A 23,432-nucleotide genomic window follows, 5' to 3' on the forward strand; every position below is an offset into this window, starting at 1 on the left:
GTGGACGATTTCTGGGTCAAGTTCGTTGACGTTATTGTAAATCGGCGGGATATGATCTTAACTTCGTTATGGCAGCATGTATACATATCGCTATCCGCCATGGCCATTGCGCTCCTCGTCGCGGTTCCGCTGGGCGTCTGCTTGACGAGGAAGAGAAAAATCGCCGATTCGGTCATTGCCTTCACCGGCATATTCCAAACGATTCCAAGCATCGCGCTGTTCGGTTTTCTGCTGCCGTTTGTCGGAATCGGGGTGAAGCCGACGATTATCGCGCTGGTACTTTACGCGCTGCTGCCGATCGTACGAAACGTATATACGGGCATTGTCGAGGTGGATCAGTCGGTAGTCGATGCCGGCCGGGGAATGGGAATGACCGATTGGCAAATTCTGCGGATCATCGAACTGCCGCTTGCGCTTCCCGTCATTATGGCCGGCATCCGCACCGCTACCATATCGACGATCGGCGTAACGACGATTGCCGCTTTTGTGGGAGCGGGCGGTCTGGGAGAAATTATTTTCCGGGGCGTGTCCATGCTCCGGACGGAACTGATTTTAGCCGGCGCGATACCGGCTGCGCTGCTTGCGGTATTGGCCGATTTCCTGCTGAAGAGGCTGGAGATTAGAGTGATTCCCCGCGGGATGTCCAAGAGAAAGGGCCTGAACCGGCAATAATGCTATACCCGATAGAGACCAATCATATGGAGGAGAGTAACGATGAAAAAAATTGTATTGGCCGTTCTGATTTTTGCCGGTACCCTGTTGTCCGCCTGCGGATCTTCCGGGAACCAGCCTTCAAATGAGGCGGCGTCCGGAGAAAATGTGCAGCCGGCCCGCATTACCGTCGGCGGAAAGCCGTTCACCGAGCAGCTCATATTGGTTCAACTGATGGCTCAGCTGCTGGATGCGAAAACCGGGCATACGATCTCGACAGCAGAAGGCCTGGGGTCCTCGAATGTGCTGATGCAAGCGCTGAAGGACGACGATATCCAGGTTTACGCGGATTATACCGGAACAGGTTATATTAACATTTTGAAAAACGAGCTGAAGCCCGACGATACCCCGGAAACGGTCTATGAGAAGGCGAAGCAAGGATATGAGGAACAATTCGGATTCACCTGGCTTAATCCGATCAAATACTCCAATACCTTCACCCTGATTATGAAGCGGGAAAAAGCGGACGCACTCGGCGTGAAAACGTTCTCCGATCTGGTCCGGCATGCGCCGAATCTGGTGCTCGGCTCCGATGCCCAATTTTTCGAACGCGGTGACGGTTATAAAGGCATGGCGGAAAAGTACGGATTTGAATTTAAAGGCCGCAAGGAGATGGATATCGGCATCGCCTATCAGGCGCTCACCGAAGGCCAGATCGACGTGCTGGTCGGTTATTCCACGGATGGCCGGATTCCCGCACTCGAGCTTCAAATTCTCGAAGACGATAAAGGCTACTTTCCGCCGTATTACCCGGCTCCCATTCTGAAAATGGAGTTCCTGAAGAAGTACCCTGAGGTAGGCGAAACGCTTAATCTGCTGGCGGACAAGCTGGACGAGACGACGATGGCCGAGCTAAACGCCAAGGTAGATGTAAAGAAGGAAGAGCCGAAGGATGTGGCTGCAAACTTTTTGAAGCAGGCCGGACTTATCGAATAGCCATATACGAAAGCGAGGGACGAGTCGCCATGAAAATCATTGATCTTTCGTTAGTCATTGACGAGGAGACGAAATTTGCCGGTTTCCCAAGAAGTCTTGTCTACGGTGAAGAGGAATCGAGTACCAAAATTACAGAAGTGGCTTCGATCGCCAAAAATAAGGTTCAATCGCATAATTTTACGATGTGCACGCAGCATTTCACCCATTATGACGCACCTGCCCATTTCCTGGAGGGCGGCTTGCAAAATCACGAGGTGCCGCTGGATTCATTCATCGGCGAAGCGGTTCTCGTGGACATGCTGCACAAAGAACCCGGCTCCTATGTGATGAAAGAAGATTTGCTGCAGTCTGGCGCCGATATCCGAGAAGGCGACATCGTCGTGATCCGCACCGGCTGGACGGATCAGGCGTGGGGCACGTTCCGGTTCTGGGATGAGATGATCGGCTTGTCCACTTGTGCCGCAGAGTGGCTGAGGGACCAACGTATCAAATCGGTCGCGGGCGATTTTATGCTTTGCGATTCTCCGCTCCATCCCCCGGAAGGGCGTACGTGGAGCAGCGATGAATGGAGCCCGAATCACTTTACGTTTTTGAAAGAGAACATTGTGATGCTGGAATGGCTGACGAACTTGAAGGCCATTACAGAGAAACGGTTTCTGTTCGGCTGTGTACCGATCAAGCTGAAAGGTACGGACGGGGCTCCGTGCCGCGCCTTTGCCATTGAAGGCCTGCTGTCCCGGGAAAGCGTTCCTGATACCGAAAGGGCGTGAAAGAGGAATGGGATGGAAAGAGCAAGATATGCGCTCCGCTCTCCGCAAGCTGGAGAAATCGGGGCGTCTGACCACCGTACAAGGCGCCGTGCATCCAAAGTTTGAGCTTGCAGCGGTGCTTGCGCAGGCACCGGGAAGAAATGCGGTGATGTTCAACCGTGTAGAAGGCTATGAAACCCGTGTTGTCGGAAATCTCGTCGACCGGACTAATTTTTCCGTCAGCTGCGGAATTGAACCGACACTGGAGGCATCCCTGCAGCACATTTCCCGAGGCATCGAGCATCCGGTACCAGCCGCTCTGATCCATGACGCGCCGTGCCGGGAGGTCGTAATCACCGATAAGATCGATATCATGAGCATCATGCCCGTCGCCACTTTTTTTGAACGGGAGGCCGGTCCATATATTACGGCAGGCGTCATCGCAGCGAAAGATCCGGAAACCGGAAAGCGCAATGTGTCGATGAACCGGCTGCTTGTTCTCGGCCCGGATAAGCTGATGATCGGCATGTCTCCAAGCCATCACTTATATCAGCTGATGATCAAAGCCGAGAAGCTCGGCAAGCCGCTCGAAATTTCCGCAGCGATAGGCAATCACCCGGCCGTGCTGGTCGCAGCCAACGCTTATGTCGATCTTGGATTTGACGAATTCGAAATCGCCGGCGGCATGTTCGGTGAACCTTTCGAGCTGTCTCCCGGTGTTACGGTTAACGTTGAGGCGCCTGCAGGCGCGGAATTTGTGATCGAGGCGGAATTCGTTCCGGGCGAGCTGTACGAGGAAGGGCCGGTATCGGAATTTCACGGCATGTACGTAGACTATGGCAAAAGCCCGGTCCTGTGTGTGAAGGCGGTCACGCACCGCAAAGATGCGATCTATCAGACGATTCTTCCCGGTAAATACCATGAACATTTTCTGATCGGCGCGATGGCGATCGAGACGACGGTTCTGCATCACGTCCGCCGTGCTGTACCGAGGGCCAAAGCCGCCTACATTACAGAAGGCGGAATGGGGCGCTGTCATGCCGTCATTTCGATTGCCGAACCGAGACCCGGCGAAGGGCAAAAGGCGATGTTCGCCGCCTTCGCGCACTGCAATTTGGTTAAACAGGTCATTGTGGTTGACGACGACATTCCTATCGACGATCCGATTGCGGTCGAGTGGGCGATCGCGGCAAGAATGCGCGCGGAGCGGGATATGATCGTCATTCCGGGCGTACGCACGGACCGCGCGGAGGCGCTTGTTCATCATGGCACGGTAGCGAAGGTAGGGATCTTCGCGCTGCGTGAAGCGGAGTCGCCCCCTCTCGCCGAAATTCCACGGTCGGTGATGGAGCACGTACGTCAGAAATGGGATAGCTACCAGGTGCGGGGATAACGATATGCTGACCAACTCATTCAACAAGCAGACCAATGAAATTGTATTAAACGGCGAGCAGTTGACCGTGCAGGATGTCGTCCGGGCAGCCTGTCAAAACGTACGGGTAAGGTTTGGCGGCGAAGTGATGGAGCGTGCCGCAGCCGACCGCGAGGCTCTTCTGCGCATTGCCGGCCGAAATACGCCGATCTATGGCGTAACGACCGGGGTTGGCGCGAACCGGAACGTCGTCATTTCCCCGGAGGATATGGCGGCATATCAAAGAAGAATTCTTGTCAGCCACTGCGTCGGTATCGGCCCTTACTACCCGGAATCCGTCGTCCGGGCCATTTTGACCGTCCGGGCGAATGCGCTGGCTAAAGGCGGAAGCGGCGTCAATCCCGAGATACTGCACATGCATGCGGCGTTCTTAAATAAAGGCATCCATCCGTTGACCCCGTCGGGCGGCTCGATCGGCGCCGCCGATCTGGGCCCTCTCGCCGAAATGGGGCTGGCGTTTATTGGCGAAGGGGAGGTCATGTACAAAGGCGAGATCGTCCCTGCTGCGCAGGCGCTTCATGCCGCCGGGCTCGACCCCGTCGTACTGGGGCCGAAAGACGGGCTCATTCTGTGCAGCCATAACTCGGCTTCACTGGGTCATGCCGCGCTTCTGCTTCACCGATGCGCTTGTGTGCTCGATCTGGCCGATCTGTCGTCTTCTCTCTCGCTGGAGGGGTTTGGCGGCAACGTATCGCCGCTTGACGCCCGGATCGGGCGTTTCCGCCCGCACCCGGGCCAGCTATCCTGCGCGAACGACATCAGAGCCTATCTCGAAGGAAGCTATCTGTGGGAGGGCAAGGTGCAGCGGACCGTTCAGGATCCGATCAGCTTCCGCAGCGTAACGCAGGTTCACGGGGCTTGCCGCGACGTGTATGAGTTCGCGCTGCAGGGAATGAACATCGAGTTGAACAGCCTCGGCGACAACCCGTTCGTATTGACCGATGATGAGGAGGTCGTCTCTCACGGCAATTTTCACATCGCGACCATCGCGATGCGGTTTGATTTTCTGGGTATACAGCTTTCATCGCTCGCCGGCATGATTCAGAATCGCCTGCAGCGGCTGATGACGTCGGAATTCAGCGGACTGCCCAAATTTCTGGCGAGGCGCGAAGGCACAACGAACGGATTCAGCACGCTGCAAAAAACATACACAGCATTGGCCGCCGAAATACGGCATTTCGCCGATCCCGGCTCGCTGGATGCCCTGCCGGTGGCCAACGGCGTCGAGGATCATGCTACGATGGCTCCCTGGGTGATGCAGAAGACGGAGCGTATACTCGACAAGCTGGAATACATGATCGGCATCGAACTGATGGCAGCCGCCCAAGCGATCGACCTGCGCGGACATCCGCGCCTCGGCCGGGGAACGGAAGCCGCTTATGCGTGCATTCGCCGGTTCATTCCCCCGCTGGATGATGACCGGGTGCTCCGCCAGGACATCGAAAGCGCCAGACGTCTGGCAGCGGACGGCACCTTGCTGGAGGCGGTGATGAACGCGATTCAAAACAAGGAGGAGTAAAGATGCGGCTTCAGGGAAAAGTGGCTATCGTTACAGGCGGCCTGCAAGGTATCGGCAAAGCGACAGTTGAACTGTTTCTACAGGAAGGGGCCAGCGTGGTCGTGGCCGACTTGCCGAAGTCAGGGGGAGAATGGAATCCGGCGGCGGACAGCGAGCCGTCAAAATACGTTTACATCCAAACGGACGTTACGCAAGAAGAGAGCGTAAAGCGACTTGTTGCGCAAACGGTCGATCGGTTTGGCCGTCTGGACATTCTGTTCGCCAATGCTGGCATAGGCGAATCCGCCATGATCCATACGATGACTTATGCGGATTGGCAGCGGGTTATTGACGTCAACCTTAACTCGGTCTTTTTATCCAACAAGTACGGGATCGAAGCGATGCTTGCGGGGGGCGGCGGCTCCATTATCAATAATGCGTCGTTCCTCGGCTTTGTGGGACAGCAAGGCGTCATAGCGAACGCGGCCGCCAAAGGCGGTGTCATCAATTTGACGAGGACGCTCGGGGTCAATTATGCGAAGCAAGGCATTCGCGTCAATTCCATCTGCGCCGGTTACACGTTGACGCCGGTCATCACGGCCAAGCCGCAAGAGGTCATCGACGAATTTGTAAGCAAACATCCGATCGGCCGGCTAGCGGAACCGATCGAGATCGCCAAAGCGGTGTTATTCCTCGCCAGCGACGATTCATCTTTTGTCGTCGGCTCCAATCTAATGGTCGACGGGGGCTATACCGCTCAATAATTACATAAATTTAAGGAGCGTGCTGACAATGAAAGTGATCGACCTGACTCTGACGATCGATCCCGAAACGAAATATCCCGGATTCCCGCGCAGCAAAGTTTACGGAAAGCCCGAATCCGTCAACACCATTACACAAGTCGCGTCGGTGGAAGAAAACAAGGTTTCTTCCCATGATGTGCAGCTGTCGACTCAGCATTTCACGCATTACGATGCGCCCTCCCATTATATTATCGGCGGGTTGAACAACGATGAGGTGCCGCTCGATTGGCTCGTCGGCGAAGCCGTCGTGTTCGATATGATGCACAAACAGGCCGGCGAATGCGTAAGTGCAGCCGATTTGGAGGCGACGGGCGTTCAAATGAAGCGGGGCGATATCGTCGTTATCCGAACCGGATGGACGGATAAAATGTTCGGGACCTTCGAATTTTGGGATCAAATGATCTATTTGACGACCGATGCGGCGGAATGGCTGATGGAACGCGGGATCAAGACGCTCGTTCAGGATTTCATGACGTGCGATTCTCCGCTCCATCCTCCAGCCGGCCGCGAATGGGGACAGCCGAATTGGAGTCCGAATCACCTGACATTCCTGGGCAATAATGTTTGTCTTGTCGAATGGTGCACCAATTTGGGGGCGATTACCGAAGAACGGGTGCTGCTCGTATGCGCACCGATCAAGTTGAAAGGTACTGAAGGAGCGCCGTGCCGTGTGATGGCGATTGAGGGTATACTTCCCCAATAATTTGCGAACAGCCGAATGACAGGCCATGTTCTCGATCATTCGGACATCATGGATGTCCGTTTCGAACGATGAAAAGGGATCTGATGAAAAGGCGAAGGGGAGAGACGGATGAACGATGCTCTTTTAAAAGCGGATGCGGAGACGATTGAACGGGATATCGAGTCGCTTGCCGCGATGGTGGATTCTTCGAAGCCGGGGTGGACAAGAAGGCCTTTTACACCCTGGTATGAACAGGGGCGGCAGTGGTTGCGGGAACGGATGGTGGAGATCGGCATGCATGTCGAAATCGACGCCGCCTCCAACCTGATCGGCCGCTTGCCGGGCAGCGACCCGTCTCTGAAGCCGATCATGGTGGGATCGCATACCGATACGGTAACGGGCGGAGGTAGATTTGACGGCATCATCGGCGTACTGGCCGGTCTTGAAATCGTGCGCACCTTGAAGCGGGCCGGGATTGTCCTGCGCCATCCGCTGATGGTCGTCGATTTCACGGCGGAGGAGCCGAGTGAATTCGGCATCTCCACGATCGGCAGCAGGGGGATGGTCGGCAATCTGCCGGAAGAGATGCTGGAAAGAACCGATCCCTCCGGCCTGGTGCTGCGGGATGCGATCCGGCTGGCTGGCGGCGATCCGGATGCGCTGCCTTCCGCCGCCCTTGGACCGGGCGACATCGCGTTGTATTTGGAGCTCCATATCGAGCAGGGTCCCGTATTGGAGCAAACGGGCACCAAGCTTGGCGTGGTTACGGGGATTGTTGGCATCCATCGTTACCGGGTGACTGTCGAGGGCCGGCCCAATCATGCGGGTACGACGCCTATGACGATGAGAAGCGATGCGCTTACGGGCGCCGCCAGAATGATACTGGAATTGGAGGCAATATGCCGGGAACATGATGCGGAACCCGTTGTGGGCACGGTAGGCAAGCTCACGGTCGAGCCCAACGCCTCCAATGTCATTCCGGGACGCGTTGTGTTCGATTTAGAGGTCCGCTCGCTCAGCGTGGACATCATGGAAGAGCTGATTTGCGCTTTCAAGAGGAGAACGGAAGAGATCGCCTTGAATTGCGGCATCGCCATTTCCATGGACTGCTTATCCAAATCGGAGCCGATTCGCGTAGACGAAGACGTCCAGGCAATTATACGCAGCGGCTGCGCAGCGACCGCATCGTCGATTTCCCTGCCAAGCGGAGCTGGACACGATGCCAATCAAATTGCCAGAATCGCGCCGATCGGAATGGTATTCGTTCCAAGCAAGGATGGCAGAAGCCATTGTCCCGAGGAGTGGACCGATTATGCGGACGTGGCGCTCGGTGTCGAAGCGCTGACGCGAACGATTGTGCTGTACGACAACCTGCGAATGAAAACCGAACTGAATAACCAAAAGCGTGATATCCAGGCATGATTTCCGATAAGGTCCTCCGTAATCCGGAGGGCTTTTTTCCTATGCAGGGACGCCATAAGGCCGACAAAAAACTGCATTCTTACTTGAAGTAAGCTTGTTATATATGATAGAGCATGCGGGCCATGCTGCAGGGTCACAAAATGCCCCCCCCCCAAAGCTTCCCGTCATTTCTTGGGCAAAGGAGAATGGCACATGAATCGTTTGACTATTCCTAGAGTTATATAAAACCCGAAAACGGCTTTCAAGTTGCTTTCGGGTTTTTCTTTGGACTGTGAGCTATTATTGCCCGGCGTGCTGCCAAGCTTTCTTGCTTCCAATATTTATGACCGTTAAAAACAAACCTCATAGCAAATAATTTATTTGTTGATATATGAAGGATGATGAAAGATGAAATCCATGGAGGTTATGCAAAATGCCCGATTGGTTGGAAGTCGCTCTTCGAACCTTGTTCGCTGTTGTGATTCTCTTCTTAATGACCCGACTCTTGGGGAAAAGGCAAATTTCCCAGCTATCTTTTTTTGAATATATTACCGGCATTACGATCGGCAGCCTTGCCGCTTATATCTCAATGGATTTGGAATCCCATTGGTTATTGGGTTTTGTTTCGTTAATTGTCTGGGTACTGGTTTCCCTGGGCATTGAATTTCTGCAAATGAAAAGCAAAAAGGTACGCGACTTCATCGACAGCAAAGCGACTATCCTTATAAAGGACGGTAAAATTCTCGAAGACAACGTAAAGAAAGAACGTCTTTCTTCCGATGAACTGCTCCAGCAGCTTCGGAAAAAGAATGTGTTCAAAACAGCCGACGTCGAATTTGCGGTCATTGAACCAAGCGGAGAAATCAACGTTCTTCTCAAAAAAGAGCACCAGCCCCTAACCCCCTCTCATTTAGGCATTACCGTCGGGCCGGAGCCGGAACCTCAGACGGTGATCATGGACGGCAAAATGATGGATGAACCGCTGGCTACCATCGGATTAAGCCGGGAATGGCTTTATACCGAGCTGGAGAAGATCGGCGTAACGATTGAGAATGTGTTTTTGGGTCAAGTCGATGCTTACGGGCAGTTGTATGTCGATTTATACGACGATAAGCTTCAGGTTCCGGAACCGCAGCAAAAGGCTTCGCTACTGGCTCAATTAAAGAAATGCGAAGCGGACCTCGAAATGTTCGGGCTCTCTACGGATAATGAAACGGTAAAGCAAATGTATGAGCAATGTTCCAATCAGCTTAAACAAATTATTACGGATGTAAGGCCGCTGCTTATTCGATAACGATTTGAAAAAGGCGAATACGCGGGGGTATAGGAATCCCTGAGGCGAGATAAAATATCCCTGAACAGTTAGGAGGGAGCAGCTTGAGTTACAGATGGCCGAAAATGTGGATGATTTTCAAGCTTTTGATCTTGGGTTTGCTTTTAACATCATGCGGAACAACTAAAACGCTGCAGGTAGGGATAGAAAATAACCTCAAACCGCTGAGTTATGTGGAGAATGAAGAAAAAAAGGGCTTTGAAGTTGAATTGTGGGATGCGATTGCCGAAGAAGCCGGATTTGAGTATAAGCTCCAACCGATGGGAATGGGGGAAATGCTGCAGGCCGTCGAATCCGGAAAACTCGATGTGGCGATTGCCGGGATCACCGTCAAAGGTGACAGGGTGAGAAAGCTGGACTTTGCTATCCCTTATTATGATACCGGTCTTGTCCTGGTTACTGCGGCGGATAATCAGGATATTCAGAGCACCAAGGATTTGGACAAAAAAGTGGTCGCTACGCGAATCGGAACAACCGGATATGAGTATATCGGCAGACAAAAGGGAATTAAAGAGGTTAAAGCTTACCCCGATATTGCCCAAGCCTATCAGGCATTAATCAATAAACAGGTAGATGCGGTCGTATTCGATGAGCCGAATGTGAAATATTTTATCCGGAACGGCGGTCAAGGGAAAGTAAAAACGGTGGGTAAAGTCCTTACTAATGAACAATATGGCATTGCGTTGACCAAAAAGAGCAACTATACCGGCCGAATCAGCAGAGCTTTAGAAACGCTGGCCAAAAACGGAACGTACGAGCGGATTTATATGAAATGGTTCAATGAAAAGCCGACATCTTTACCCGGCGATAAAGAATAAGTGACACCGCTCAAGGCTTTTGCCTCCCATTACCGCGAGCTTACAATCAAAAGCAGTTCGCCTCTGACAAGGCCAACTGCTTATTATATATTCATCAAGCATGTTGTCATCCTCCCTTATAAGGTAATACAATAGAAGAAACATCACAGAAAGCTTTGTAAAGGGGGGGACGTGATGCAGCTTCAGCCAGCCTTAACCCAACAACAGCAAATCCAGCTTCATATGACGCCGCAAATGCTTCAGTCGATGAATGTACTGCAAATGTCGTCGGCGGATTTGTTGAATTACCTGGAAGAACAAGCGGCGGAGAATCCTTTTCTTGAGGTTGCCTATGGTTTCGACTCCTATAAACAGAGAAAGGCCGGATCCAAAGGCCAAAATCAGCAAAGAGAAAAAACGCTTCTGGAGCTAGTCGATCCGCGGCAGGAAACACTGGAAGCGGTGCTGCTCAGTCAGCTCCGCGTCAACGGGATTCCGCCGGAGGATTATCCGCTGGCGGCTTTCCTGGTTGGCAATCTAAATGAGGACGGATGGTTAAGCATCACGCTGGAGGAAGCCGGGCGTCAGCTTCGTGAGCCCATGGAAAAAATGCAAAGGGCGCTTGTCTGGGTGCAGTCTCTGGAGCCTGCAGGGGTAGGCGCACGAACGCTGCAGGAGTGCTTGGCCATTCAAATCGGGAGGGATCCCAATGCCGACCCTTGGGCTGCGGTGATCGTCGGCGATTATTTGCAAGAGTTGGCGGAAGGCAAGCTTCGGCGGATTGCGGAGAACCTGGGTATTTCCGTAGAACAGGTAGAAGCCTCGCTGGCTTATATTCGTTCGCTTCAGCCACGGCCCGGCTCCGCTTACCATCACGAATCACAGAGTTATATCGAACCGGACGCTACGGTTCTCAAAAGAAACGGCATCTATGTGACCATCATGAATGAAGCGAATTTTCCCCAGGTTTCGCTTCATCCGTTGTACGGGCAGCCCCATTTTGACAGCGGTTACAATCAGGAGGCCAAGGCGTTTTTGAAGCAGTATATCCAACCCGCCCAATGGCTGATTCGCAGCTTGGAGCAGCGGCGCCTGACGCTGCAGCGAGTCATTGAAGCGATCGTGGAAGAACAGGTTGATTTTTTGGAGGAAGGCATTGATGCCTTGAAGCCCATGGTCTTAAGGACGGTGGCCCAAAAAGTGGAGCTCCACGAGTCGACCGTCAGCAGAGCGGTTGCGCACAAATATATACACACGCCCCGCGGCACCTTTGCGTTAAAATATTTTTTTACGAACGGCTTGATGAACAGCGATGGCACGCTCACATCGGCTGCAGCCATTAAAGTGAAGATCGCTCGTTTAATTGAGCAGGAAAGCAAAGACAGTCCGCTGTCCGACCAGAACATCGCCGATAAGCTGGCTGAGCAGGGCGTACAGGTTTCCCGTAGAACGGTCATGAAATACAGGGAGGAAATGAATATTGTATCCTCCAGGTATCGCAGGGTTAATTGAGCTGCCATCGTTTAAGCTTCTTCACCAGCGTGGAGTGATCCACACCAAGAATCGCCGCGGCTTTTCTTAGCGATTTATGCTTTTCGAGGGCCTCCTGGATCATGCGTTTCTCAAATTCCTCCACCCGCTGCTTCAGGGTGCCGTGGGACCAGGGAAGGGTGGAATCATAGATATGCTGCGGCAAATGATGCGGCTCAATCAAGGTCGAGGGAACCGAAACGATCATATTTTCGATCAAATTGCGCATCTCCCGAACGTTCCCCGGCCAATGATAGGCATTTAAAATATGTTTGGTCTTTTCGGACAGCTGTTTTTCAATGCGAAACAACCGGCAGTAATAAGAAAAGTAGTGCTCAACCAGCACTTCGATATCTTCCGGCCGTTCGGCAAGGGAAGGAATGCGGATTTCCACCACCTGCAGCCGGTAATAGAGATCCTCCCGGAACTTTCCTTCTCTGATCCGTTCCCGGAGGTCGCGGTTGGTGGCGGAAATAATACGGATATCGAGATTTCTTGGCTTCGTGCCGCCAACTCTCTGCACTTGTTTTTCCTGCAGGACCCGCAGCAGCTTGACTTGAAGGGACAAGGGCATCTCGCCAATTTCATCGAACATGATGGTTCCCTGATCAGCCAGCTCCAGCAAACCGATTCTCCCGTCGCGGTTCGCCCCGGTGAATGCGCCCGCTTCGTACCCGAAAAGCTCCGCTTCCAACAGCTGTTCGGGGATGGCCGCGCAGTTTACTTTAATAAAAGGCTTATCTTTACGGTTGCTCAAATGATGAATAAGGTTGGCGACGACTTCCTTGCCCGCACCGGATGGGCCGGACAACAGAATGCTCGTGGGAAAAGGCGCCACATGGTGGATTTGCTCATAAATCTGCTCCATTTTGGCGCTGCGGAAAACGATCGCCTGTTCTTTCCCTTCAAATTCCAATGCGTATCGGTGCTGATGAATTTGCGAGATGCTCCTGGCCTTGTTCAGCTCATGCTTCAATTCGTTAAGCTGGGTAATATCCCTGACGCTGGTCACAACCATTTCAATTACCCCCGATTCATTGAACACGGGAGTTCCGGTAGCGATCACATCTTTTTTTCCCCCGATTTTCTGAATGACGGAAATACGCTTTTTCTGCTCAAGCACGAGCAGGGAGACCGACTGATCGAAATAACCTTCATGGGTCAGCTCCGCCATATGGCGACCAACGAGCTCCTCCCGGCGAAAGCCGGTAATTTCTTCATAGGCCGAATTGACTAATAAAGTAATTCCCTCTGTATTTACGACATAGATGCCATCCGTGGAGAATTCAATGACCATTTCCATTTGTTTTAATAAATTGCGGGAATGCTCCATTTCGGAAATATCCTGAATGACACCGATCGCACCGATCATCTCGCCTTCACGGTACAAAGGGGTGCGGTTTACCATACATACGCGGCCTGCAATGTTCATCTTCTCGCCGATGGAGCTGACACCGTTTTCAAGCACATGATGCATTTTGGAGTTGGGCAGCAATGATTTGATCGGCATCCCCTTCCACGCGATTCCTTCAATCTGCAGCATCTTTTCGGCGGAGGGGTTGATCATCATCACTTTGTTGTCCCGGTCAACGACGATCAATCCATTATGCATAGAGTTGAAAATATATTCTGCCAAATCGGCTGAAATCAGACGATGGTCCATGGAAAAAGCCTCCTGGTGAATATTTTCATACCTGGTGAAATTCTTCACCAATCTAATTTCGACACTTTCGGGCAAATTCCTGCTGATTTGGTGAAAAATTTCACCGATGATTTAAAATCAGGATCGGCAAAGTTGATTTTACAGGGATTTTTATAGTTGGCATGATTTTTGCTTATTAATCTATCGAACAATCGGAAAGGAGAAGAAGAAAATGGCAGCGGTAACAAAAGACCTCTGGATCAACGGCAAATTTGTTGCCACAGAAAGAACTTATCCCCTATATGCTCCTTATGACGGCCAACAGCTGGCCGCCATCGCGAAAGCCGATCCCGGCCATGTTCAGGAAGCCATAGCGGGCGCCCACAGGGCATTTCAGACGATGCGGGAGCTGCCGGCGCACCGCCGCGCGGAAATTTTATTTGAGGTGGTGCGGCAGTTAAAGGAAAGAAAAGAAGAGCTGGCCCGCATTTGTTCGTTGGAAGCCGGCAAACCGATTCGCACGGCAAGAGGGGAAATCGAACGCACCATTGCGACCTATCAATTCGCCGGAGAAGAGGCCAAGCGCATCTCGGGAGAAACGATCCCTATGGATGCGGCACCCGGAGGCGAGGATCGGGTAGGGTTTACCTGGAGAGAGCCGCTCGGTGTGGTCGTGGCGATCTCGCCGTTCAACTTTCCTTTCAATTTAGTGGCCCATAAGTTAGGTCCGGCTATTGCCGCAGGGAATACGGTGGTCTTAAAACCGGCCGAGCAAACTCCGCTGAGCGCATTGATCATGGGAGAGCTGTTCCACAATGCCGGATTGCCGGAAGGGGCGCTGCAAATCGTGACCGGCAGCGGAAGAGAGCTAAGCGAAGCGTTGATCAGCGATGAGCGGGTGAAGAAAATTACTTTCACCGGAAGCTCGGAGGTCGGCAGGCTGATTAAATCCAAAGCGGGCTTGAGAAAGACCACGATGGAGCTCGGGTCCAACTCGGCGCTCATTGTGGAACCGGACGTTCCGCTGGACAAAATCATTCCGAGATGTGTCGAGGGGGCTTTCGCGTATGCCGGCCAAGTCTGCATTTCACTGCAGCGCATCTTTGTTCATGAGAGCATTTACTCTGAATTTAGCGAGCGCTTTATTGAAAGAACCCAACAGCTCAACGTAGGGGACCCGTTGGACGAGAATACGGATCTTAGCGCCATGATCAACAGCAGGGAAGCGGACCGAATTGAGTCCTGGATTCGGGAAGCGGTGGATGCAGGCGCAAAAATCGGTTGTGGAGGTCGGAGGGACGGCTCGACGTTTTCTCCTACCGTACTGCTCGATGTAACGAGAGATATGTCGGTTTCGTGCAAGGAAGTTTTCGCCCCGATCGTTTCCATTGTGCCGTACCGCAGCCTGGATGAAGCTATTGAGCTGGTCAATGATTCCATGTACGGGCTCAATGTCGGCATCTATACGCAAAACATCGGCCATGCGTTTTATGCTTCGCGTAAAATCGAATCCGGCGGAGTGATCGTTAACGATATACCGACTTTTCGGGTGGATCATATGCCCTACGGCGGGGTCAAGGAAAGCGGCTATGGACGCGAAGGGATCAAATATGCGGTGCAGGAAATGACGGAACTGAAATTTGTTACCATCAAAACACAACTATAAGGGAGGAAGTATCATGGCGAACCTTATTAAAGCACAACCTAAGCTGTATGTGATGGACAACGGCCGTATGAGAATGGACAAAAACTGGATGATTGCCATGCATAACCCGGCAACCATCGACAATCCCAATGCGCCTGCGGAATTTATAGAATTTCCGATTTATACCGTTTTGATCGATCACCCGGAAGGGAAAATTTTGTTTGATACGGCTTGCAATCCGAATTCCATGGGACCTTCGGGGCGTTGGGCGGAGTCTACCCAAAAGGCGTTTCCTTGGACGGCCAGCGAAGAGTGTTATCTTCACAACCGCCTGGAGCAGTTGAAGGTGCGTCCGGAGGATATCAAATTCGTGGTTGCGTCCCATCTGCATCTCGATCATGCGGGATGTCTGGAAATGTTCACGAATGCTACGATTGTCGTTCATGAAGACGAGTTCAACGGCACGCTTCAAACGTATGCGCGCAATCAAAAAGGCGGCGCCTACGTCTGGGCGGATATTGACGCATGGATCAAAAGTAATTTGCAGTGGCGCACCGTGAAGCGCAATGAAGATAACTTGCCTCTCGCGGAAGGGATTCGCGTCATTAATCTGGGAAGCGGTCATGCCTGGGGCATGCTGGGCCTACATGTTCAAATGCCGGAGACGGGCGGCATCATCCTTGCCTCCGATGCGATTTATACGGCCGAAAGCTACGGGCCTCCGATCAAACCGCCGGGCATTATTTATGACTCTTTGGGTTACAGCCAATCGGTGGAGAAAATTCGGCGCCTCGCCCAAGAAACCGGATCACAGGTTTGGTTCGGACATGATGCCGCGCAGTTTGCCAAATTCCGCAAATCGACAGAAGGCTATTACGAATGATGCAAAAGAAGCAAAGGAGGCCGTAACCCATGGAACATTCCAGATTGGTATTTACACCGCTTATTTATACAGGATGGGGAGCTGCTGCCGAGCTTCTCCCGGAGGTGGAGAAATACAGTCCTGCTCGTATTCTCCTTGTCACCGACTCCGTTCTGGTGCAGATCGGGTTAGCGGAGCGAGTGATTGCCCCTTTGAAATCCAAGGGATATGAAGTCGAGGTGTATGCCGAAACCGTGCCCGAGCCGCCGTTGGAGGTCGGGGAAAAGCTGGTGGCCTACACGAAGAACGGCAAATTCGACATGGTGATCGGTATGGGCGGAGGCAGCGCTTTGGATTTGGCCAAGCTGGCTGCCGTGTTATCCGTGCATGAAGGACCGGTGGCCGATTACTTGAATTTGACCGGTACAAGGAAGGTGGAGAAGAAAGGGTTGCCCAAGATTCTGATTCCGACCACGTCCGGAACCGGCTCCGAGGTAACCAACATCTCCGTACTTTCCCTGGAAAGCACCAAAGATGTGGTGACTCACGATCATCTGCTGGCTGATGCGGCCATCGTCGATCCGGAGCTTACGGTTACGGTTCCTCCAAGGGTTACTGCGGCCACAGGCATAGATGCGCTTACGCATGCTGTCGAGGCCTATGTGTCGGTGAATGCCAATCCGGCCACGGACGGCTTGGCCCTGAAGGCGATTCGGCTCATCAGCCGCTCGCTAAGGAAAGCGGTTGCCAACGGCAGGGATAAGCAGGCCCGTATCGATATGAGCAGCGGAAGTTATCTGGCGGGGCTTGCTTTCTTCAATGCCGGGGTTGCGGGAGTACATGCGCTGGCGTATCCGATAGGCGGCCAATTTCATATCGCCCACGGGGAATCGAACGCCGTCCTGCTGCCGTACGTCATGGGATATATCCGCAAAAGCTGCACCAAACGAATGTCCGATATCCTCAACGCGCTGGGAGGAAACTCCGCTTATTTGTCGGAGGAAGAAGCGTCTTACCGCTGCGTGGAGGAGCTGGAGCGACTGGTCAAAGATGTGGGTATCCCGAACACATTAGGCGGGTTTAATATCCCGGAAAGCGCACTCGACAGCTTGACGGAGGACGGCGCAAAGCAAAAACGCCTGCTGGCCCGCAGTCCCCTGCCTTTGGAGAAGGAAGATATCCGGAAAATCTACCGGGCTGCTTTCGACGGAGTTATCGTCGAACCGGGAGCATAGCGCTATTGCGGATCATTCCGGAGGAGCAGCTTCCGGAAATCTTCCGATGGATGAGCGGGTTTGGAACGACATTCTACAGATTCTACAGATTAACGTCGGAAACCACTTTTATAATGGAGCGGCTTATAGCTTAAGCTGCTCCATTTTTTGTTATTTCATCCACGAGGGCATCGAAGTGGAAATGAAAACACTTCATTATATTTTCAGCAATTCTGATTAAATTAACAGCAATTTTTGTTATATGTTGTTGTCAAATATGTGATAATATTCAATTGTAAGCGTTCGAAATTTGTCGAAAGAAATTACAGTCTTGCACAATCTTGCTATCGAGAAAGGGGGAATGATTGGGTTGATGATTCATACTCCCACCAATCTTGCGCTCAAACGAAACGGGATTTATGTTCGCGCGGATGCAGACGATTGGCAGTATAACTGGCCTGTGCATACTCACGAAGGGTTTGAGATCTACTACTTTATTCGCGGGAATGCAAATTACGTGGTAGGGGAAGATATATATGAGCTTTTACCTGGAGATATGCTGCTTTTTAACGGGAGCACGATACACCGGGTCAATCCTCAAAAGGATGTTCCCTATCTGCGCAGCTATGTGAACTTTACCGAATCGTTCCTGCAAGGGCAAGTGCCGGAGCCGATGTTCAGGAAGCTGATGTCGTTATTCGATGCTCCTAGCGGTTTATTGATCCGGTGGAATGTGGAGGAGCGGGCGGAAATTGAAAACGTTTATCGCTCGATTTACCAGGAAAATGAAAGGGAAGCTTTCGGTTACGAGATCGTTTTGAGGACGTTGTTAATTCAATTATTGATCAAAATTTACCGCAAGTCCAAGCACCTGATTGAAATGCTGCCGTCACAGCAGCCATCGCATAGTCAGGCCAACGTGCGGCGGATTTTGCAATATATTAATCAAAATTTCACGGAAAACATCAATCTTGATGATCTTTCCGCAGCGCTTCACTTGAACAAATACTACATGTGTCACTGCTTCAAGGAAGTCACAGGGTACACCATCAATAATTACCTGATGAGCAAACGGATCGAAGAGGCCAAGAAATTATTGCGGACCACCGATGAACCGATCGGAGAAATATCGGAGAAACTGGGCTTTAATACCTCCGTCCATTTTAGCCGAGCGTTCAAACAATATGCGGGTGTGTCGCCTCAAAATTTCCGGAAGCTGAGCTCGACAACGACGTAGGTTTCACTACATTCCATGCTGTTTATAAAATGATAAGTTTAAAAAAGATAGGGAGAGGTCACACATGAAGAAACACTTTAAAGTCATATCGATTTTGATGGTTTTTGTTCTTCTGGCTTTAACGTCGATGGCTTGCGCCAAAAAAGATGATGCCGGTTCCGCGGGAGGAGCGGCAGGCGGGAAAAATGTAACGCTGGATTTCGTCTGGTTTTCCGATGGTAAAGAAGGCGAAGTCATGAAAAACATTATTAAAGATTATGAGACTAAAAATCCGAATGTTAAAATTAACTTGATTGAAATTGCTTACAAGGATTTGTCGACCAAGCTGAAGACGATGATTACCGGCGGCCAACCACCGGCACTGGCCCGGATCAGCACAACGGAAATCGGGGCATTCTCTAATCAGGCTTTGGATCTCGCCACTTATGTGGGCGGCGTTGACAAATTTACAGAGCAGTTCATTGATTCCATCAAGCCTTACTATGTAGTAAACAATAAGGTTATAGCCGCTCCGATGGATGTGACGGCTAACGGTTTGTTCTATAACAAAACCTTGTTTGATAAAGCTGGAGTAAAAGTACCGACTTCTCCGGATAATATCTGGACTTGGGATGAATTTCAAGCGGCGCTGAAGCAGGTTATGGAAAAAGGCGGAGCCAAATACGGCATGGTATGGGATTTCACGCCTCACCGCTGGTCTACGCTTCTGTACCAATTTGGCGGCAGCATGATCAGCCCCGACGGAACAAAGGCGACGATCAACGATGAAGCAGGTGTCCAAGCAGCTGAATATTTCAAGAAGCTTCATACCGACGGTACGATGCCGACATCCGTTTGGTTCGGCGGCGAAAATCCGAATAACCTGTTCCGTTCCGGTACGGTTGCAGCACATTTGGCCGGCAACTGGATGATCAGCAACTACAAAGATATTACCAATTTTGAGTGGGGCGTAACGTACATGCCTAAAGCGAAACAGCGTTCTTCCGTGCCGGGCGGTAAATTCGTAATGGCCTTCAATGGTTCGAAAGTTGAAAAGGAAGCCGCTGATTTCATCCAATACTTGTCTACAAAAGAAGTGAATTCGAAGTTTAACCAAGAGTCCTTGTTCATGAGTCCGCGTAAGGACAGCGCAAAGCTTGACTACGAATTTGGCAAGGAAATGTTTGAAATCTTCTCCGATGAATTGAACAACACCAGTGCGGCAGCAGCGGAAGATTGGTCCAAACAAACGATTGTGCCTAAATTCAGCAACGATTTGAAGAACAGTCTGGTGGAAGTCATTGCCGGTAAAACGACGGCGAAAGAGGCAATGGATAAAACGGCAAAAGCCATTGATAAAGCCATTGCCGAAGACAAGAAATAAGTGAATCATATGGCTGCCGCTGAAAGTTGGCGGCAGTCCTTTATTTTCTGATGAGAAGGGGGAAGGGTGATGGCTGCAGATGCGGCAATTTCGAAGCCGGGTAAACGACGGAAAAAAGGATTTCCATTAGCGCCCTATTTGTTCGTGCTTCCGAATTTTTTGATTTTCAGTGTGTTTATCATTATCCCAACCATCATGGGTTTTATTTATTCGTTTAATGAGTATGATGGCTTAAATCCGATGGAATTTATAGGATTTGAGAATTATGTGAACGTATTTACGAACGAGGAGTTCTGGTCGGCGCTCGGTAAAACGGCATTGTACGCCGTCATTGTGGTGCCGTTGATTTATTGCTTGTCTCTGGCCGTAGCCGTGCTGCTGGTTCAGGAGATTCGATTCAAGGGGTTATTCCGCGCTGTGTTCTATTGGCCGACCATGATCTCGTTTATTATTGTCGGATTAACGTGGAAATGGATTTTTGGTGATCTGGGTGTTCTCAACTACATTTTGACTCTGTTCGGGGCGGATACGATTCCGTTTTTGTCCTCTCCGTTTTACGCTAATTTGTCAGTTATTGTGGCTACCGTGTGGTCGCGTCTCGGTTTCTTCATGGTCATCTTCGTGGCCGGCTTACAAGCGATTCCCGGCGATTACTATGAGGCCGCACATCTGGATGGAGCCTCCAAGCTGCGTTCCTTTTGGAGCATTACACTCCCGCTGCTCAAGCCGACAAGCCTGCTGGTGATTATGATTTCCCTGATCGATGCATTTAAGTCCTATCCGCTGATGTTTGCTTTGACAGGTGGCGGTCCGGGAAGAGAGACGACCTTTATCGTGCAGTATATTTATGAAGTCGGCTTTATGAAACAAGAATTGGGAGTGGCAAGTGCGATGTCCGTTGTCCTGTTTGTCATTATTTCGCTGTTTACGGTTCTGCAATTCCGCCTTGCGAAGGGGGGCGCCGTATAACATGGAAATCAAGTCTTCGGCCAAATGGATCGTGTATGTGCTGCTGCTCGTACTCAGCCTGCTGTGGATATTCCCGGTCATCTGGATCTTGCTCTCGTCTTTAAAAACAACGACCGATTTGTACAGCTTTCCGCCAAAGTTTTTGCCCGAGCCGGTAACTTTTGAGCATTTTATCAACGCTTTTGAGAAAGGCAATTTCGGTGTCTATTTCTTAAACAGTGCGATCGTTACGGTCAGCTCCACGCTGCTGCTGTTGTTGATTAACTCGATGGCCGGCTTCGCTCTGGCAAAGTACCGGTTTAAAGGGGACACCGTGCTGTTAGTCGGATTTATTTCGACGCTGATGATCCCGCTGGAGGTCATCATGATTCCGATTTTCAAGGTGATCAGCTATTTGGGGCTTTACAACAATCTGCTTAGTATTATTATCCCTCCCGCAGCTACTCCGACAGGCGTATTTCTGATGCGGCAGTATTTGCTGACGGTACCTGACGAGCTGCTCGAAGCGGCGCGGATGGACGGAGCCAGTGAGTGGAAAATTTATTGGAGCATTATTCTTCCTATTGCCAAGCCTATATTGGCTGTACTGGCTATTTTCTCCTTCATGTGGCGTTGGGATGACTTCTTGTGGCCGTTGATCGGAATCAGCGATCCGTCCCTGTATACGATTCAATTGGCTCTTTCCAACTTTATTGGTGAGTTCAACGTGGATTGGGGCAGCCTGCTGGCCATGTCCGTAATCACAATGATTCCTGTATTAGTGGTGTTCATCATGTTCCAGCGCTACTTCGTCAAAGGAATGGTCACTTCGGGTATGAAAGGGTAAAGCTTGTTAGAAACCATCCGATTCCCTATAAGTAACAGTGACGCAAGCGGATGCTGTTACTTGAGGGAATTTTTTGTCCATATCGTTTGTTACAGGTCAGACCAATGGGGGAATCCTTATGGAAACATATATTCTATCTTTGGATCAAGGTACTACGAGTTCAAGAGCGATATTATTCAACGGCAAAAGTGAAATCATTCATTCAGCCCAGCAGGAAATTACACAGTTTTATCCCCAACCGGGGTGGGTGGAGCAGGATGCGGAGGAAATCTGGGAATCGGTCCGATCGGTGATAGCGACATGTTTAGCCCAATCCGGAATCCGGCCGAGTCAGATTTCAGCCATCGGCATCACGAATCAACGCGAAACAACGGTGGTATGGGACAAGCATACGGGCAAGCCGGTTTATCGCGCCATTGTTTGGCAGTCCCGGCAAACGGCGGATATTTGCGAGCAGCTGCATGCTGAGGGACTGGAAGAAATGGTCCGGAGTAAAACGGGGCTGCTGATCGATCCGTATTTCTCGGGCACGAAGCTGGCATGGATCTTGAATCGGACGCAAGACGCAAGACAAAGAGCGGAAAAAGGAGAGCTTCTGTTTGGCACGGTGGATTCCTGGCTGATTTGGAAGCTCACGGGGGGAAGTGTGCATGTCACGGATTATTCAAACGCTTCCCGAACGATGCTTTACAATATCCATAAGTTAGCCTGGGATGACGAACTGCTCAGCCTGCTTCGGATTCCTCGCGCCATGCTGCCGGAAGTCAGACCGTCCTCTTGCATCTACGGTTATACTGCGGATGATCTGTTTAAGGGACAGTCCATCCCGATTGCCGGGGCTGCAGGGGATCAGCAGGCGGCGCTTTTCGGGCAGGCCTGCTTTGAAGAGGGAATGGCGAAAAACACCTACGGTACGGGCTGCTTTATGCTGATGAATACCGGTGAAAAAGCGGTGACCTCCAGGCATGGCCTGCTGACAACAATCGCTTGGGGGATTGGCGGAAAAGTTCAATACGCTTTGGAAGGCAGTATCTTCGTAGCGGGGTCGGCCATTCAGTGGCTAAGGGACGGACTTCGTATGATCGCTGACGCAAAGGAGAGCGAAGAGTTCGCCGTGGCTGCTGGGTCGACCGATGGGGTGTACGTGGTACCGGCTTTTGTCGGATTAGGCACGCCCTACTGGGATAGCGACGTACGAGGGGCCGTCTTTGGGCTGACCCGGGGAACAACCAAGGAACATTTCATTCGCGCCACTTTGGAATCCCTCGCGTATCAAACCAAGGATGTGCTAACAGCCATGGAGGGCGACTCGGGCCTTTCGTTAAAAGCATTGCGCGTCGACGGCGGGGCGGTCAAAAATAATTTTCTGATGCAGTTTCAAAGCGACATGCTGGGTGTGCCGGTAGACCGTCCGGTCGTCAGCGAGACGACAGCCTTAGGCGCTGCTTATTTAGCGGGCCTTGCAATCGGGTACTGGAAAGACCAGTCAGAGATTAACGCGCAATGGAGTGTGGACCGTACGTTCCGCTCGACGATGAAGGAAGCTGAAAGAGAGAAGCTGTACGGCGGATGGAAGAAAGCGGTTCATGCGGCCAGAGCTTTTAAATTGTCATAAGCCGTCTGAAATCAGACAAGATCGGTAAAATATACAGCAATAATGGTAAAGCAATGTAAATTATAAATGATATCATAGAAGTAAGAATCCTGCTGCAAAGGGATTTTAACTTACTGAATACATTCAAGGTCTTGCTTATGATTGATGAATATTGTTTTCAAATGGGGAGCTATGATCGGGTTTATGT

Annotated in this window: 20 protein-coding genes; 19 read left to right on the forward strand and 1 reads right to left on the reverse strand. The window is 51.3% G+C overall.

What is annotated here, in order from left to right:
• The 11 genes from NR121_RS04885 to rpoN all read left to right on the forward strand — a co-directional run bounded on the left by NR121_RS04885 (nt 1) and on the right by rpoN (nt 11,854).
• Complete coding sequence (locus tag NR121_RS04885; protein WP_375162510.1) at nt 1–672, forward strand: ABC transporter permease; 672 nt, start codon at nt 1–3, stop codon at nt 670–672.
• A 42-nt stretch (nt 673–714) separates the two neighbouring features.
• Nucleotides 715–1,647 (forward strand): ABC transporter substrate-binding protein, encoded by a 933-nt coding sequence (locus tag NR121_RS04890; RefSeq protein ID WP_256830745.1) that lies wholly within the window; start codon nt 715–717, stop codon nt 1,645–1,647.
• A 29-nt stretch (nt 1,648–1,676) separates the two neighbouring features.
• A complete protein-coding gene (locus NR121_RS04895) occupies nt 1,677–2,417 on the forward strand; it encodes a cyclase family protein (RefSeq protein ID WP_054817360.1) in 741 nt (246 codons plus the stop codon).
• 7 nt (nt 2,418–2,424) lie between these two features.
• Nucleotides 2,425–3,789, forward strand: coding sequence for a UbiD family decarboxylase (locus tag NR121_RS04900; protein ID WP_062410629.1), 1,365 nt, complete (start codon nt 2,425–2,427; stop codon nt 3,787–3,789).
• 4 nt (nt 3,790–3,793) lie between these two features.
• Nucleotides 3,794–5,347, forward strand: a complete 1,554-nt coding sequence (locus NR121_RS04905; RefSeq protein WP_074727389.1) for an HAL/PAL/TAL family ammonia-lyase — start codon at nt 3,794–3,796, stop codon at nt 5,345–5,347.
• A 2-nt stretch (nt 5,348–5,349) separates the two neighbouring features.
• Entirely contained in the window at nt 5,350–6,090 is a 741-nt protein-coding gene (locus NR121_RS04910) for an SDR family NAD(P)-dependent oxidoreductase (RefSeq protein ID WP_054817365.1), read from the forward strand.
• A 28-nt stretch (nt 6,091–6,118) separates the two neighbouring features.
• Complete coding sequence (locus NR121_RS04915) at nt 6,119–6,832, forward strand: cyclase family protein (protein ID WP_062410632.1); 714 nt, start codon at nt 6,119–6,121, stop codon at nt 6,830–6,832.
• 108 nt (nt 6,833–6,940) lie between these two features.
• Nucleotides 6,941–8,233 carry a Zn-dependent hydrolase gene (locus NR121_RS04920; protein WP_256830756.1) on the forward strand — a complete coding sequence of 431 codons (1,293 nt, stop codon included), beginning with the start codon at nt 6,941–6,943 and terminating at the stop codon, nt 8,231–8,233.
• A 412-nt stretch (nt 8,234–8,645) separates the two neighbouring features.
• Nucleotides 8,646–9,506: a DUF421 domain-containing protein gene (locus tag NR121_RS04925; RefSeq protein WP_074727387.1), complete on the forward strand. Its 861-nt coding sequence runs from the start codon at nt 8,646–8,648 to the stop codon at nt 9,504–9,506.
• A gap of 83 nt (nt 9,507–9,589) precedes the next feature.
• Nucleotides 9,590–10,363 (forward strand): transporter substrate-binding domain-containing protein, encoded by a 774-nt coding sequence (locus NR121_RS04930; RefSeq protein ID WP_249929631.1) that lies wholly within the window; start codon nt 9,590–9,592, stop codon nt 10,361–10,363.
• Between the two features lie 174 nt (nt 10,364–10,537).
• On the forward strand, nt 10,538–11,854 hold the full coding sequence (gene rpoN, locus NR121_RS04935; protein ID WP_062410635.1) for an RNA polymerase factor sigma-54: 1,317 nt from the start codon (nt 10,538–10,540) through the stop codon (nt 11,852–11,854).
• Here the strand turns inward: rpoN and NR121_RS04940 are convergent.
• Nucleotides 11,847–13,535, reverse strand: a complete 1,689-nt coding sequence (locus NR121_RS04940) for a sigma 54-interacting transcriptional regulator (protein ID WP_074727385.1) — start codon at nt 13,533–13,535, stop codon at nt 11,847–11,849. The two genes, rpoN and NR121_RS04940, sit on opposite strands and share 8 nt — an antisense overlap.
• Nucleotides 13,536–13,746: 211 nt before the next feature.
• Here NR121_RS04940 and NR121_RS04945 point away from each other — a divergent pair, with 211 nt between their 5' ends.
• From NR121_RS04945 to glpK, 8 genes are all read left to right on the forward strand, one after another.
• A complete protein-coding gene (locus NR121_RS04945; protein ID WP_054817373.1) occupies nt 13,747–15,180 on the forward strand; it encodes an aldehyde dehydrogenase family protein in 1,434 nt (477 codons plus the stop codon).
• A 13-nt stretch (nt 15,181–15,193) separates the two neighbouring features.
• Nucleotides 15,194–16,042: an AhlS family quorum-quenching N-acyl homoserine lactonase gene (gene ahlS / locus NR121_RS04950; RefSeq protein WP_054817374.1), complete on the forward strand. Its 849-nt coding sequence runs from the start codon at nt 15,194–15,196 to the stop codon at nt 16,040–16,042.
• Nucleotides 16,043–16,071: 29 nt separating this feature from the next.
• The gene (locus tag NR121_RS04955; protein ID WP_054817375.1) at nt 16,072–17,256 is read left to right on the forward strand and encodes an iron-containing alcohol dehydrogenase; all 1,185 of its coding nucleotides are present in this window, start codon (nt 16,072–16,074) and stop codon (nt 17,254–17,256) included.
• Nucleotides 17,257–17,605: 349 nt separating this feature from the next.
• Nucleotides 17,606–18,472 (forward strand): AraC family transcriptional regulator, encoded by an 867-nt coding sequence (locus tag NR121_RS04960; RefSeq protein WP_062410637.1) that lies wholly within the window; start codon nt 17,606–17,608, stop codon nt 18,470–18,472.
• A gap of 64 nt (nt 18,473–18,536) precedes the next feature.
• Nucleotides 18,537–19,835, forward strand: coding sequence for an ABC transporter substrate-binding protein (locus NR121_RS04965; protein WP_062410638.1), 1,299 nt, complete (start codon nt 18,537–18,539; stop codon nt 19,833–19,835).
• 69 nt (nt 19,836–19,904) lie between these two features.
• Nucleotides 19,905–20,804, forward strand: coding sequence for a carbohydrate ABC transporter permease (locus NR121_RS04970; RefSeq protein WP_062410639.1), 900 nt, complete (start codon nt 19,905–19,907; stop codon nt 20,802–20,804).
• Between the two features lies 1 nt (nt 20,805).
• Entirely contained in the window at nt 20,806–21,630 is an 825-nt protein-coding gene (locus NR121_RS04975; protein WP_062410640.1) for a carbohydrate ABC transporter permease, read from the forward strand.
• A 118-nt stretch (nt 21,631–21,748) separates the two neighbouring features.
• Nucleotides 21,749–23,245 (forward strand): glycerol kinase GlpK, encoded by a 1,497-nt coding sequence (gene glpK / locus NR121_RS04980; RefSeq protein ID WP_062410641.1) that lies wholly within the window; start codon nt 21,749–21,751, stop codon nt 23,243–23,245.
• The last annotated feature ends 187 nt before the right edge of the window (nt 23,246–23,432 follow it).

The sequence above is a fragment of the Paenibacillus sp. Pae15 genome, assembly GCF_024519685.1.
Taxonomy (GTDB): Bacteria; Bacillota; Bacilli; order Paenibacillales; family NBRC-103111; genus Paenibacillus_G; species Paenibacillus_G naphthalenovorans.

What these genes read in the sequence shown, in the direction of transcription:
- NR121_RS04890 (WP_256830745.1), top strand. Translation starts at nt 715, where the DNA reads ATGAAAAAAATTGTATTGGCCGTTCTGATTTTTGCCGGTACCCTGTTG.
- NR121_RS04895 (WP_054817360.1), top strand. Translation starts at nt 1,677, where the DNA reads ATGAAAATCATTGATCTTTCGTTAGTCATTGACGAGGAGACGAAATTT.
- NR121_RS04900 (WP_062410629.1), top strand. Translation starts at nt 2,425, where the DNA reads ATGGGATGGAAAGAGCAAGATATGCGCTCCGCTCTCCGCAAGCTGGAG.
- NR121_RS04905 (WP_074727389.1), top strand. Translation starts at nt 3,794, where the DNA reads ATGCTGACCAACTCATTCAACAAGCAGACCAATGAAATTGTATTAAAC.
- NR121_RS04910 (WP_054817365.1), top strand. Translation starts at nt 5,350, where the DNA reads ATGCGGCTTCAGGGAAAAGTGGCTATCGTTACAGGCGGCCTGCAAGGT.
- NR121_RS04915 (WP_062410632.1), top strand. Translation starts at nt 6,119, where the DNA reads ATGAAAGTGATCGACCTGACTCTGACGATCGATCCCGAAACGAAATAT.
- NR121_RS04920 (WP_256830756.1), top strand. Translation starts at nt 6,941, where the DNA reads ATGAACGATGCTCTTTTAAAAGCGGATGCGGAGACGATTGAACGGGAT.
- NR121_RS04925 (WP_074727387.1), top strand. Translation starts at nt 8,646, where the DNA reads ATGCCCGATTGGTTGGAAGTCGCTCTTCGAACCTTGTTCGCTGTTGTG.
- rpoN (WP_062410635.1), top strand. Translation starts at nt 10,538, where the DNA reads ATGCAGCTTCAGCCAGCCTTAACCCAACAACAGCAAATCCAGCTTCAT.
- NR121_RS04940 (WP_074727385.1), bottom strand. Translation starts at nt 13,535, where the DNA reads ATGGACCATCGTCTGATTTCAGCCGATTTGGCAGAATATATTTTCAAC.
- NR121_RS04945 (WP_054817373.1), top strand. Translation starts at nt 13,747, where the DNA reads ATGGCAGCGGTAACAAAAGACCTCTGGATCAACGGCAAATTTGTTGCC.
- ahlS (WP_054817374.1), top strand. Translation starts at nt 15,194, where the DNA reads ATGGCGAACCTTATTAAAGCACAACCTAAGCTGTATGTGATGGACAAC.
- NR121_RS04955 (WP_054817375.1), top strand. Translation starts at nt 16,072, where the DNA reads ATGGAACATTCCAGATTGGTATTTACACCGCTTATTTATACAGGATGG.
- NR121_RS04965 (WP_062410638.1), top strand. Translation starts at nt 18,537, where the DNA reads ATGAAGAAACACTTTAAAGTCATATCGATTTTGATGGTTTTTGTTCTT.
- NR121_RS04970 (WP_062410639.1), top strand. Translation starts at nt 19,905, where the DNA reads ATGGCTGCAGATGCGGCAATTTCGAAGCCGGGTAAACGACGGAAAAAA.
- NR121_RS04975 (WP_062410640.1), top strand. Translation starts at nt 20,806, where the DNA reads ATGGAAATCAAGTCTTCGGCCAAATGGATCGTGTATGTGCTGCTGCTC.
- glpK (WP_062410641.1), top strand. Translation starts at nt 21,749, where the DNA reads ATGGAAACATATATTCTATCTTTGGATCAAGGTACTACGAGTTCAAGA.